This is a genomic window from Aureibaculum algae, assembly GCF_006065315.1.
Classification (GTDB): Bacteria; Bacteroidota; Bacteroidia; order Flavobacteriales; family Flavobacteriaceae; genus Aureibaculum; species Aureibaculum algae.
On sequence record NZ_CP040749.1, the window covers coordinates 1,263,935 to 1,277,070 of the forward strand.

The 13,136-nt window shown below is 31.6% G+C and carries 14 protein-coding genes; 7 read left to right on the plus strand and 7 right to left on the minus strand.

The window, feature by feature from the left end:
- The first annotated feature begins 3 nt into the window (after nucleotides 1-3).
- From secG to FF125_RS05005, 5 genes are all read left to right on the plus strand, one after another.
- Nucleotides 4-354: a preprotein translocase subunit SecG gene (secG, locus tag FF125_RS04985; protein WP_138948745.1), complete on the plus strand. Its 351-nt coding sequence runs from the start codon at nucleotides 4-6 to the stop codon at nucleotides 352-354.
- Between the two features lie 183 nt (nucleotides 355-537).
- Nucleotides 538-816: a co-chaperone GroES gene (locus tag FF125_RS04990; RefSeq protein WP_117884765.1), complete on the plus strand. Its 279-nt coding sequence runs from the start codon at nucleotides 538-540 to the stop codon at nucleotides 814-816.
- A gap of 110 nt (nucleotides 817-926) precedes the next feature.
- The gene (gene groL, locus FF125_RS04995) at nucleotides 927-2,561 is read left to right on the plus strand and encodes a chaperonin GroEL (RefSeq protein ID WP_138948746.1); all 1,635 of its coding nucleotides are present in this window, start codon (nucleotides 927-929) and stop codon (nucleotides 2,559-2,561) included.
- Nucleotides 2,562-2,799: 238 nt separating this feature from the next.
- Nucleotides 2,800-3,765, plus strand: a complete 966-nt coding sequence (locus FF125_RS05000) for a retropepsin-like aspartic protease (protein WP_138948747.1) — start codon at nucleotides 2,800-2,802, stop codon at nucleotides 3,763-3,765.
- A gap of 1 nt (nucleotide 3,766) precedes the next feature.
- A complete protein-coding gene (locus tag FF125_RS05005; protein ID WP_138948748.1) occupies nucleotides 3,767-4,723 on the plus strand; it encodes a hypothetical protein in 957 nt (318 codons plus the stop codon).
- Between the two features lie 54 nt (nucleotides 4,724-4,777).
- Here FF125_RS05005 and FF125_RS05010 read toward each other — a convergent pair whose 3' ends face one another.
- The 7 genes from FF125_RS05010 to xrtF all read right to left on the minus strand — a co-directional run bounded on the left by FF125_RS05010 (nucleotide 4,778) and on the right by xrtF (nucleotide 10,847).
- Complete coding sequence (locus FF125_RS05010; protein WP_138948749.1) at nucleotides 4,778-5,086, minus strand: heavy metal-binding domain-containing protein; 309 nt, start codon at nucleotides 5,084-5,086, stop codon at nucleotides 4,778-4,780.
- A 140-nt stretch (nucleotides 5,087-5,226) separates the two neighbouring features.
- Nucleotides 5,227-5,571, minus strand: coding sequence for a heavy-metal-associated domain-containing protein (locus FF125_RS05015; protein WP_138948750.1), 345 nt, complete (start codon nucleotides 5,569-5,571; stop codon nucleotides 5,227-5,229).
- 30 nt (nucleotides 5,572-5,601) lie between these two features.
- Nucleotides 5,602-7,845 (minus strand): TonB-dependent receptor, encoded by a 2,244-nt coding sequence (locus FF125_RS05020; protein WP_138948751.1) that lies wholly within the window; start codon nucleotides 7,843-7,845, stop codon nucleotides 5,602-5,604.
- Nucleotides 7,846-7,926: 81 nt separating this feature from the next.
- Complete coding sequence (locus tag FF125_RS05025; protein ID WP_138948752.1) at nucleotides 7,927-8,340, minus strand: HYC_CC_PP family protein; 414 nt, start codon at nucleotides 8,338-8,340, stop codon at nucleotides 7,927-7,929.
- Between the two features lie 183 nt (nucleotides 8,341-8,523).
- Nucleotides 8,524-9,810 carry an NAD(P)/FAD-dependent oxidoreductase gene (locus FF125_RS05030; RefSeq protein WP_138948753.1) on the minus strand — a complete coding sequence of 429 codons (1,287 nt, stop codon included), beginning with the start codon at nucleotides 9,808-9,810 and terminating at the stop codon, nucleotides 8,524-8,526.
- A gap of 49 nt (nucleotides 9,811-9,859) precedes the next feature.
- On the minus strand, nucleotides 9,860-10,306 hold the full coding sequence (locus FF125_RS05035; protein WP_138948754.1) for an exosortase F system-associated membrane protein: 447 nt from the start codon (nucleotides 10,304-10,306) through the stop codon (nucleotides 9,860-9,862).
- Nucleotides 10,299-10,847, minus strand: a complete 549-nt coding sequence (xrtF, locus tag FF125_RS05040) for an exosortase family protein XrtF (protein WP_138948755.1) — start codon at nucleotides 10,845-10,847, stop codon at nucleotides 10,299-10,301. Before xrtF ends, FF125_RS05035 begins: the two co-directional genes overlap by 8 nt.
- Nucleotides 10,848-10,891: 44 nt before the next feature.
- Here xrtF and FF125_RS05045 point away from each other — a divergent pair, with 44 nt between their 5' ends.
- The gene (locus FF125_RS05045; protein ID WP_138948756.1) at nucleotides 10,892-11,341 is read left to right on the plus strand and encodes a GAF domain-containing protein; all 450 of its coding nucleotides are present in this window, start codon (nucleotides 10,892-10,894) and stop codon (nucleotides 11,339-11,341) included.
- A gap of 247 nt (nucleotides 11,342-11,588) precedes the next feature.
- Nucleotides 11,589-13,121, plus strand: coding sequence for a bifunctional phosphoribosylaminoimidazolecarboxamide formyltransferase/IMP cyclohydrolase (gene purH / locus FF125_RS05050; RefSeq protein ID WP_138948757.1), 1,533 nt, complete (start codon nucleotides 11,589-11,591; stop codon nucleotides 13,119-13,121).
- Nucleotides 13,122-13,136 lie beyond the last annotated feature (15 nt).

Consider the following 13,136-nt stretch of genomic DNA (forward strand, 5'->3'; position numbering starts at 1 on the left):
AAAATGACTTATACACTATTTCTAGTTCTGATTGTTATTGTAGCAGTCTTACTGATACTTATTATTATGGTTCAAAATCCTAAAGGCGGAGGATTATCTTCTTCATTAGGTGGGCAAGGAACACAAACATTAGGTGGTGTTCAAAACACAACTAACTTTTTAGATAAAAGTACATGGACATTGGCCATAGCTTTATTTGCATTGATTTTATTATCAAACTTTGCTATTCCAAGAAATACAATTGATACTAAATCGCAAATTGAAGAAACCTTAAATGATAGAAACCCTGTTGAGCAAACAGCACCTGTAAGTGCAGAGCAACCAGCAACTTTACAAGATTCGACATCAAATTAAGAAATTTTTAATTTTTACATATAAAATGCCAACGTAAGTGTCACGTTGGCATTTTTTTGTTTAATCATATTACCTCTTAAGATTCCAATTATAAAGGATAATGACTATCTGTCATATTTTAATAATTGGCATATTTTTAGCCATAATAACATTCGATTGAATTAACTAAAAAATTTTAAAGAAATGAGTAAAATAAAAATCAAACCTCTTGCGGACAGAGTAGTAATTGAGCCAATGGCTGCTGAAACTAAAACAGCTTCTGGACTTTATATTCCAGATTCAGCTAAAGAAAAACCACAACAGGGCAAAGTTTTAGCTGTAGGTAAAGGAACTAAAGATGAGCCTACTACAGTTAAAGTTGGAGATACTGTACTATATGGTAAATATGCTGGTACAGAATTAAAATTAGATGGTGGTGATTACTTAATTATGAGAGAGAGCGATATTTTCGCAATTCTATAACTAACTATTGTTGGTGCAATTAAAATTAAATATTAATAATATATAGTTCCAGTAAATTTCCTTTAAAGGGAAATGTCGTAAGGACAGTGGGGCTTAAAATCAAAAATAAAATGGCAAAAGATATAAAATTTGACATCGAATCTCGCGACGGCTTAAAACGTGGTGTAGATGCATTAGCAAATGCAGTAAAAGTAACATTGGGTCCTAAAGGACGTAACGTAGTAATTGGTAAAGCTTTTGGTGGACCACAAATAACAAAAGATGGTGTAACTGTTGCAAAAGAAATTGAGTTATCAGATCCTCTTGAAAATATGGGAGCTCAAATGGTGAAAGAAGTTGCTTCTAAAACTAACGATCAAGCTGGTGATGGTACAACAACTGCAACTGTTTTAGCTCAAGCTATAGTAAAAGAAGGCTTAAAGAATGTGGCAGCAGGTGCTAATCCTTTAGATTTGAAAAAAGGAATAGACAAAGCTGTACAGGCTATTGTTAAAGATTTACAAAAACAATCTCAAGTTGTTGGTAATAATATCGCTAAGATTAAACAAGTAGCATCTATTTCAGCAAATAATGACGAAACTATTGGTGATTTAATTGCAGAAGCTTTTCAAAAAGTAGGTAAAGAAGGCGTAATTACTGTAGAAGAAGCGAAAGGAACAGATACTTATGTAGATACTGTAGAAGGTATGCAGTTTGATAGAGGTTATTTATCTCCTTATTTTGTTACTGATTCAGAGAAAATGATCACTGATTTGGAGAATCCTTATATCTTATTATACGATAAGAAAATATCTTCAATGAAAGATTTATTACCAGTTTTGGAGCCAGTTGCTCAATCAGGTAAACCTTTATTAATTATTGCTGAAGACGTTGAAGGTGAAGCGTTAGCTACTTTAGTAGTTAATAAATTACGTGGATCATTAAAAATTGCAGCAGTTAAAGCTCCTGGATTTGGAGATAGACGTAAAGCGATGTTAGAAGATTTAGCCATTCTTACAGGAGGTACTGTAATTGCAGAAGAAAGAGGGTTTACCTTAGAGAATGCAACATTAGATATGTTAGGTACTGCAGAGAGAGTTACTATTGACAAAGATAATACTACTGTTGTTAATGGTGCAGGTGCTAAAAAAGATATTACGGCTAGAGTAAATCAAATTAAATCACAAATAGAAACTACAACTTCTGATTACGATAAAGAAAAGCTACAAGAGCGTTTGGCTAAGTTAGCTGGTGGTGTTGCTGTATTGTATGTTGGTGCTGCTTCTGAAGTAGAAATGAAAGAGAAAAAAGATAGAGTAGATGATGCTTTACATGCTACAAGAGCTGCTGTTGAAGAAGGTATTGTTACAGGTGGTGGTGTTGCTTTGTTAAGAAGTAAAAAAGTACTTGAAAAATTAACTACAGATAATTTAGACGAAACTACTGGAGTTCAAATTATTGCTAGAGCGATTGAAGAGCCATTACGTATTATTGTTGAAAATGCAGGTAGCGAAGGTTCTGTTGTAGTTGCAAAAGTTTTAGAAGGAAAGAAAGATTTTGGTTTTAATGCAAAAACTGGTGAATATGTTGATATGCTTAAGGCAGGTATTATAGATCCTACTAAAGTAACGCGTATTGCTTTAGAAAATGCCGCATCAGTTGCAGGTATGATATTAACTACAGAATGTGCTTTAGTTGATATTAAAGAAGAAGGTCCAGCAGGAGGTATGCCTCCAATGGGTGGCGGTATGCCAGGCATGATGTAGTCGAGAGCCTCGTACACAAATAATTTTAAAAACACTTACAAGATATTAATTCTTGTAGGTGTTTTTTTTGCGTTGTAATTGACGTTAATTGAGTAGAATTTCTGATTGATATTTAACTAACTCTATAGATATCTAACTTCTATAAGTTACTATCCATGGACAAGAATTAGAAGGTTGTTAAAGTGTAACATTATATAAAATGTGGCGTCTTATTTATATTACGTAAATTTATATTCCAATGAAAGCTTTTCGACTTTTTATCTTTGTATTTTTATGTTCTTCAACAATTCTATTTGCTGATGACAAAGAAAAAAGTGCGAATACATTGCAATTTCCTAAGGCAGAGTATATCGGAGAAAATACAGTCCGTATTCCATTTAAGCTATATGATCGTTTAATAGTAATTGAAGCTGAAATATTTAATAGAAAAGGAAATTTTATTATAGATACTGGTGCAGAGAAATTATTACTTAATAATGTTCATTTTGATGGTACTAACAATAAACCATCGGACTTAATGCACTCGGGTGTTAGCAGTGAAATTGACGAAGTGAAAATTAAATGGTTAAAAAAAATATTGGTCAAAGATTTTAGTATTGATAATGTAAAGTCTAATATTTTAGATTTATCTCATATTGAGAAAACAAAAAAAATGCAACTTTTTGGAGTAATAGGTTATGATGTACTTAGAGATTATGAAATTTTTATAGATTTTTATTTAAAACAGATTACGTTATCTAAAATTAATAATGATGGTGATAAGGTAGATAAACTACCCTATTTAGAAAAAATAACAGATACCCTTAATTTCTCCTTAAGAAAACATACCGTAGTTTTAGATTCTTATGTGAATAACCAAAAATTGAGATTTGGTTTAGATACTGGTGCTGAAATGAATTTGCTTGATAAATCAGTTTCTAAAAAAGTAATGAAAAATTTTAAAACACCTAAGCAAATCGTTGTTGTCGGAGCGGGAAAACAAAAAAGGAATGTTTTGGCAGGTAAATTGCATAAAGTAAAGTTGTCAAGTACCATCTATTGTGGCCCAATGAAAACTATTATCACTAATCTTAAAAACATGAATGTTGCTTACGGAACTGAATTAGATGGTGTTTTGGGATATGAATTTATAGTAACACGTAGGATGATATTAAATTATAAAAAGAAACAATTGTACTTTGTTAAGACCGTTTTTTATAAATAAAATGAACATTAAACACTACATAGTCATAATTTTTATGTGCTTTTCAGCTACTGTTATAGGGCAACATACGCCAACGTATAGCATTGAAAATGATAGTATTATTTTTAATTTTGACGTTAGAGATTACAAAAAATTCACTAGAGACAATACCTCAAAACGTGTAGATGCTTCCAATTTAGATATATTTAAAGTAGCCGTGTCAGGTCAATTCAATGATTGGTCAAGAGAGGAGTGGAAGATGCGAAAAACAGGAGGTTATACATATCAATTAAGAAAGAGTATAACAGATTTTGATGAAAAGTATTTTTGGGAATTCAAATATTTGATTAATAATGAATATTGGGCGGAACCAGATAAATCATTTTACAATATAACAGAATCTGAAAAAAGTTACATATGGCATAAGATTTATAATTTGACAATGCATTCGTTTCCTTCTAATGAAGAAGGTAACGTTCATTTTTTCTTAGAAGGATATGAAAATGCTGATAACGTTATAGTATCAGGTACTTTTAATCGATGGAACGAGAACCTCTTAAAAATGAAAAAAGTAAAAGGGGGGTGGAAAATATCGTTGCAATTAAAACCAGATACCTATCAATATAAATTTATTGTAGATGGAAATTGGATGGAAGATCCTAAAAATGCACATAAAGAATATAATGAGCACCATACTTTCAATTCTATAGTAACAATCAAAAAAGAAGTTACATTTGAATTAAAAGGCTATAAAAACGCAACGAATATTTTTTTAACGGGCTCTTTTAACGATTGGAATAAGAAAGAAGTGTCAATGAAAAAAGTGGATGATGGTGTTTGGAAATACACATTAACGTTAAAAGGCGGTAAATACCATTATAAATATATTGTGGATGGTAAATGGGTCGTTGACCCAAATAATCCAGTTCAAGAACATGATGAATATGGAAATATTAATTCCGTAAAAATGGTAAACTAAAAAACGCCGCAATTTGCGACGTTTTTTAATTTACTTAGTAGTTGTGCTTAAATTTTAAGCTTCCTTATCTCCATCTTCTTCACTGTTGTGGTGCTCATCACCATCCTCATCAGCATGTTCTTCATGGCTGTCACCATCCATGTCAACTGTTTTAGACTTTAAGGCCATCTTACAAACGGGACAATTTCCAGCTTCTGTATAACTTTTACCGTCTTCACAATTCATTGGGCATTGGTAAACTTCATTAGTAGCTACGTCAGCTTTTTCTTCCGTTTTTACATCTTCCTTTTTATCACTTTTACAAGATGTAAACGCAATACTTACTACCGTTACCACGGCTAACATTAAAATTAGTTTCTTCATTGTTATTATTTTAGTTAAAGTTAATAATTCTTTTTTTACCTTTCCTTTGGATACTGTTTCTTATAGTTAATTGTATCCTCGGTTATACCTTTCCTTCGGAGAGATCGAAACTACATTTTTTTTGTGGTTTCGGGTGAGGCTTAATGTGTTTCTAGAGTTCTGTACTTACAACATTCGTCAATACCGTTGTAAACTTCATCAGTAGCTTTTATTTCTTTTGTATCATGGCCAACATCCGCAATAGCTTGTTTAATCTTTGTAAGTGTTGTTTTCTTATTGTTATAAATACAATACAATTCTTTTTTTTGAATGTTCCAAGTTGCAAACTTAACACCTTTTGTTAAAATTGCTGCTTTCTCAATACGTTCTTTACACATTTCGCAAACCCCATCAACTTCAAAAGTTACTTTTGAGGTTTTAGATTGAGCCTCAGCTGAAACTGAAATTGCCATTATTGCTACCAGTATTAAAATTAATCTTTTCATATTATAATTCTTTTTTAAGGATCTTATTTTTTAATTTAAAGTATAACGTAATCCCGCATAATACATTCCCCTTGAAATTGGAGCATATATAATACTACTATCAAAGTATGCTCCAAATGGATTTTCGGAAGCTAATATAGGATTTTCTTGTTTATAATTTGCCAAATTCTCTCCACCGACATAGACTTCAAAGTTTTTTGAGAAAACTTTGGCTATTTGAGCATTCATTAAACTGTAACTTGGTGAGTTTTCAGCCAGTTGATACTGAACTGGATTGCTAGCAGTGTAAGGGAGCCTTTGTTGACCAATCCAATTGAAGGTATAGTCGAATCGCCAGTTGCCGCCTTTTGCGTTGAGATTGGTTTCGTAGCCAATATTAGCGAAAAATCTATTTTTAGCTTGTAACGGACTTTCTAAGCTTCCTTTAAGATAATCCGTTTTTACATCATAGTACTTATAGGCTAAGCGTAAATTTAAATGCTTGGCTAATTCATAATTAAATTCTATCTGTAAATTATTGGCATGTGAGTTACCATCAAGATTATAAAACAAAGCTTCTTGTGGACTTTCATCTACATCAACAACTACTTGATTTTGAAATTGTGTACTGTAGTAGTCAACTGTTATGGTTCCTTTTTTATCAAGTAAATTAAATCCTTGTAAAAAACTAACCCCATAATTCCAAGCAATTTCCGGATTTAAATCATAAATTTTGCCGTTTGAATTCAAAATACTCATGACTCTAGACGATCCAAAAAGTTGCTGATTTTCTGCAAATATATTAGCACTTCTTTTACCGCGACCTACCGATGCACGTAAAACGCCTTTTTCCCATGGGGCATATCTTATATGTAATCTTGGAGTGATAAATGTACCCAATAGATTATGGAAATCCAAACGTAACCCAGCAATTAAGCTAAAGTCATCTAAATTATCATAGCTATATTCAAAAAAACCACCAACTGAATTTTCAGTTCTACCAAAATCAGAGGCATTAACATACTCGTCATAAGAATCATGTGTAAAACTGATACCTGTTTTATATTTATGCAATGTACTTCCTAAAATTGAACTGAAGAGTAAATTAGAATAAACACTTTTGTGATTAATGTCGTATTGATTCAGACCAAAATATGAATCTTGTTGATGTTGGCTATAGGCAACTTGAAACCCCATACTGTTGTATGGCGTTTCAGGAAAAACATATCCTAACTTGGCAGAAGCATCGAAACGTTCTGTGTTTATTTCTGAACCATATTTAATAGTCGTTAATTTATGAGTATCAGGATTAAAATCAACTTCCCCTGTTTGTTTATCATCCTTTAAATATCTAAAATTAATAAAGCTAACAAAACCATTTACAGCATCCGTATATTGCCAACGGTTCATTACGTTTATCTGATTAGCAAGTGGTGAGTCAAGAAAATTATCATCATTTACATCCATTTTCTTGTCACGTAAGTTACCGTGAACAAATAAGCTTGTATTCCATTTATTAGAAACTTTTTGACTAAAATGAGTGTTCAATTCTAATCGTCCATCTAACGAACCATAAGCATTTACAAATAACTTATCGTCGTTTAAAGGTTTTCTTAATTCAGTGTTTATTTGACCAGCAATACTCTCATAACCATTTACTACTGAGCCCGCACCTTTGGTAATTTGAATACTTTCTATCCAAGTTCCAGGTGTAAAGGTTAGCCCATATGCTTGTGATGCCCCTCTAACCGATGGAATGTTTTCTTGAGCAATTAATATATAGGGGCTTGTTAAACCTAACATCCTAATTTGTTTGGTACCTGTTAAGGCATCCGAAAAATTAACATCGATTGAAGGGTTGGTTTCAAAACTTTCCGATAAATTACAACAGGCTGCTTTTAGTAATTCACCTTCATTAATGGTGACAATATTAGCCGATTGTAAATAAGAAACTGAAGTGTTTTCTTTTTCAGCTTGTATTACAATTTCATCCAAACCATTTTCTTCAATCATAAAATGATGGATTTCTTTAAGCTCTTTTACGGTAATGGTGTCTGTTTTATAACCTACAAAACTAAAGACGAGTTTTGTGTATTCTGGTTTGTATTTTAAGGTAAACCACCCCTTATCATTTGTGGTTGTACCAATTTCAGTATCTAGCCAATAAATGGTTGCTCCAGGTAAACCTTCTGTTTTACCTTGGCTGTTTTTTATCATTGCCATTCCTTTAATAGTTGTTTGTGATTGCAACATAATAGGAATTAGAATGAATACTATTTTAAGTATTATTTTCATTTGAAATTTTCATTTAATTAAATTTATTGTAATTAAGATGTTGTGTTTAACAGCATCTAAACAAGAGTTTAATTAAACAAATCAGATGAGGAAAGATTCGTAAAGTACCGGAATGTCTTTTGTGACAATAGGAGGTAAGTATTCTTTAAAATCGTTTGAATTCTTATCGATTGACTCATAAGAATTGAAGTATGTATATAAAAATACTGCCGTTAAAACGGTAAAATCGTCCTGCGAAGTTTTAGAAGTTTTTAATTCAGCATTTGAACCTTTAATAAATTGAGCATTGTCATGACAACAAGATTCTTTTTCAAAAGAAGAAAGGTTAATATCCTTCTTCGCGTCATGCATGATGCAACTTTCTAAATTACCGAAAAGAGCTACATCAGCCACTTCGCCTGCACAAATATGTTTTTGAACGGTGAAAGAAAGCGTTGAAAACAGCAAAATAACTGCCATAAACAATGATGATATTTTAAGAATACTTTTCTTCATTTTAGTAATTTAGAACCAAATCTAAGAAATAAAATATTTCAGATAGATTGGTACTTACAATTTTTTATCAAATGCCCTTGCTTGACAGTTGAAATGCAAAAGTATAAAATCTAAACAGTTAATGTTTAAAATAAATGTTAATATTAAACAACGGATTTATAGTGTAATAATTGTAACGTCAATTTAAGATTTCGGTTTATATTTTCTTATAATCAAGCGATTTCCTTTATCATAAGATACATAATTATTTACCCAATTTAAACCTACACGTAGTTTGTTTTTAAATCCACTAATAGAAATTAAATGGACAGTTGACCATATAAACCAAGCAAATTTTCCACGAAAGTGTAATTTGCCAAAATCGGCTACGGCTTTTCTTTTTCCAATGGTAGCTAACGATCCTTTATCTAAATAATTGAAAGGTTTCCAATTCGCCTCTTCCAATTGTAAATTCTTAGCCAAATGTTGACCTTGTTGAATTGCAGTAGGAGCCACCATAGGATGCCCTCTAGGATAATCTTCCGTTTGCATTGCGGCAACATCACCAATTGCAAAAATAGAATCATGGCCTTTAACTTTGTTGAATAAGTCAACTTCAATTCGGTTACTAGGAGTAATATTTTTAGCATCAATACCTTCAGGGAATTGTCCTTTTACACCTGCCGTCCAAATTAAATTGGATGATAGTATGGTCTCACCAGAAGATAATTCAACAGTTTTACCATCATATGATTTAATAGCTGTGTCTAAATGCACATGCACTTGCATTTTTTCTAAATCGTTTAAAGAATCTTTAGAAGATTTTTCGCTCATTGCAGAAAGTACCCTTTTTCCGGCCTCTATAACATGAATCTGCAAGGGAAAATTACGTAATTCAGGATAATCTTTAGGGTATATAAATTTTTTAAATTCGGCAAAAGCACCCGCAGTTTCCACGCCAGCTGGACCAGCTCCAATAATAACTATAGATGTATGAAGTCTTCTAGTAGCATCATCATCTGATTGATTTGCTTTTTCTATATTTTGTAAAATATTACTTCGAATGTCTAAAGATTCTTGTATGGTTTTAAGTCCAATGCTATTAGACTCTACATCTTTTAAGCCATAAAAATTATTAGTACTTCCAGAAGCTAATACTAAATGATCGTAATTTATAATTCCTATATCTGTGGTTATATTTTTGTTTTTGGAATTTATGCTAAGCACATCGGTCATTCTAAAAACAAAGTGCTTATAGTTTCTGAAAATTTTACGAATTGGAAAAACAATTGAATCTGGTTCCAAACCACTCGTTGCTACTTGATACAACAAAGGTTGAAATTGATGAAAGTTGTTTTTATCGATAAGTACTATTTGGAAAGGTTTGTTTTTTAGTGCTTTTGCTAAATGAATACCCGCGAAGCCAGCTCCAATGATTACAATTCTAGGATGTTTACAAGGAGGGATGTAAACCGCTTTTGATTCCGTCATTTTAGAATAAATTTAATGAATTTGATTAGTCGGAAATGAAACGATAAAATTACATTTTTTTAGATTGTCTAACGAGTTTTTGTTGATAATAAAATGCAGGTACAAGAATCAAAACAAAAATAGGGTGAACTAAAAAACGTCTGATATAAAAAGTAAGTAAATAGCCATCTAACATTTCCATTTGAAGAAGAATAAAATAAAAAATTCCTAAAAAAATAAATGCCGCTGTAAAAAATTTTATAGAAAATTTGACTAATCCTTTTTTGCGAAAAATGACATAGATAATTGCTAGAGAAATTAATGTATTTACGAGGTATCTCATAAATAGACTTGCAAATAACTTAAAAGTGTTGTATTCAGGTATTGGTTTGGCTAAGAAGTCACTTGCAAAATAATGAATAAAGGGGTCGTAAAATAAATGCTTTTGAAATGCTCTTACTAAAACGAGCATTGTAAAAAGTAAAAAAACAAGAATGTATTTAACAGCTCTATTCATTCTTGGGCTTTTTTAAATAGGAAAAACGTTTTACCCAAATAATCCATAGTAAAAATACAGCACCATAAATAATAGCAGGAAACAATAAGTTGTGTAATATATCCTGATACTCAGGGAATTTATACATTAACATACTTAAGATAAAAACCCGAGCTACATTAACTATATATAAAAAGAAAGTTCCAACAATAGCGTAAATAATTGTAGCTTTTATGCTGCCTGAAAATGCGATAATAAAAGTTAAAAAGAGAATAATTACACTTATGGCATTACAACCTTCTACCACTCTGGCAATATAGGCATCTCCAACAAAGAATTTCATAGATAATTCTGACTCATGTTGTTCTACATGGACCGGGTAACCAAAAAATTCTCCAAATTGTTGAGCGTGTTTAGCAACCGTTTTTGTGATAGGTGAGCATGAGAATACATCACCTTTTTGTTGCGTTTGTTTTAGATAAATAGAATAAATGCCTACCAACAAAAAATAAGTAACAAAAAACTTTATTAAAAATCTTATAATTGTTTTTCTCTTTTTCAAACTAAAGTGGGTTATTTTTGCGTCAGTCAAATATAATTAATCTTATGGATATAAAAACTTTGAAACAGAATATTGTTGCTATTGCTAGTAGTAATCTGACATACGGAGATAAGCTACAGGGAATTTGTGATTTTTTAAAGGAAACTATTAGTTATTATGATTGGGTTGGGTTCTACTTTAAGAATGGTGATAAAGAGGAATTGAAATTAGCTCAATATGCTGGTGAACCAACGGAACATACCATTATTCCTTTTGGGAAAGGTATTTGTGGGCAAGTTGCAGTAAGCAATAAAAACTTTGTGGTGCAAGATGTTGCTGAACAAGATAATTACATCTCTTGTGGATTTAAAGTGAAATCTGAAATTGTAATTCCAATTTTTATAGATGGTGAAAATATTGGTCAAATAGATATTGACTCACATGTTGCAAATCCGTTTACTAAAGATGATGAGGAGTTGTTGGAGTTTGTTTGTGACTGTGTAAGTAAATTATAAGTTTTATCTATGTAGTGAGTGTAAAATGAATAGGCGTTCATATCAATAGAACTAAATCAGTATTGATAATATTTTTTGTTAGTAGACTTCTATTTTTAGTGATTTATCTATAATTTGAAATCATCAAAATCAATGCATTTCTACACTTCATAAAAAACTATTAACACCTGTTAATAAATCACCAAAATTTTTTGGTGCAGAAGCAATTGTGTTTTAGTAGCTTTGGTGAAAATTATAACAGGAAAAAATGAGTTCTTCAAAAAAAGCAAAATCAGCATTAATATCAGTATTTCATAAAGATGGATTAGGGCCTATAGTTCAGAAGTTAAATGAATTAGGTGTAACAATTTATTCAACGGGCGGTACTGAGAAATTCATCAACGAATTGGGTATTCAAGTTGAACCCGTAGAGGATTTAACTTCATATCCTTCCATTTTAGGTGGTCGAGTTAAAACATTACACCCCAAAGTTTTTGGAGGGATATTGTCTCGACGTGAAAATGAGAGTGACGTTGCTCAATTAGCAGAGTTTGAAATTCCTGAATTGGATATTGTAATTGTAGATTTATACCCATTTGAAAAAACAGTTGCTTCTGGAGCTCCTGAACAAGAGATTATAGAAAAAATTGATATTGGTGGTATTTCTTTGATTAGAGCCGCAGCTAAGAACTTTAAAGATGTTATTTGTGTTTCTTCAATGGAGCAATATGACGAATTTTTAGAAATTATATCATCTCAAAACGGTGAAACAACGATTGAACAACGTAAGAGCTTTGCCGGTAAGTCTTTTAATGTTTCTTCACATTACGATACTGCTATTTTTAATTATTTTAATGCAAATGAAGAAGAGGTAGTTCTTAAGATTAGTGAAACCAACGGTCAGGTGTTGCGTTATGGAGAAAACCCGCATCAAAAAGGTTTTTTCTTTGGAGATTTTGATGCCATGTTTACGAAATTACATGGAAAAGAGTTGAGTTATAATAACTTGTTAGATGTTGATGCAGCTGTTAATTTAATGAATGAATTCAAAAATGAAGCTCCAACTTTTGCCATTTTAAAACATAATAATGCATGTGGTTTTGCACAACGCGATACCCTTTCAGAAGCTTATAGAGATGCCTTAGCTGGCGATCCTGTTTCTGCTTTTGGTGGAGTTCTAATCGCAAATATGGAAATTGACAAAGCAACAGCAGAACAAATTCATAGTTTGTTTTGTGAAGTGGTTATTGCACCTTCTTTTAGTGATGAGGCTTTGGAAATTTTAAAAGGTAAAAAAAATAGAATTCTTCTTATTTTAAAAGAAGTTGAACTTTCTAAAACTTCGGTAAGAACATGTTTAAATGGAGTGTTAGTTCAAGATAGGGATAACAAGACGGATTCAGCTGAAGATTTAGAAGTGGTAACAGTTGCTAAACCTTCTGAGCAAGAAATCGATGATTTAATTTTCGCCTCTAAAATTTGTAAAAACACTAAATCAAATACTATAGTTTTAGTAAAAAATAAACAACTTTTTGCGAGTGGTACAGGGCAAACTTCTAGAGTAGATGCTTTGAATCAAGCAATTGTAAAAGCAAAACATTTTGAATTTGATTTGAATGACGCGGTAATGGCAAGTGATGCCTTTTTTCCTTTCCCTGATTGTGTAGAAATAGCTAAAAATGCTGGAATAAATGCTGTTATTCAACCAGGAGGATCAATAAAAGATAAATTATCTATCGATTATTGTAATAGTCAAAATATGCCAATGGTATTTACAGGTACTAGACATTTTAAGCATTAGACGAGTAAATTTAAT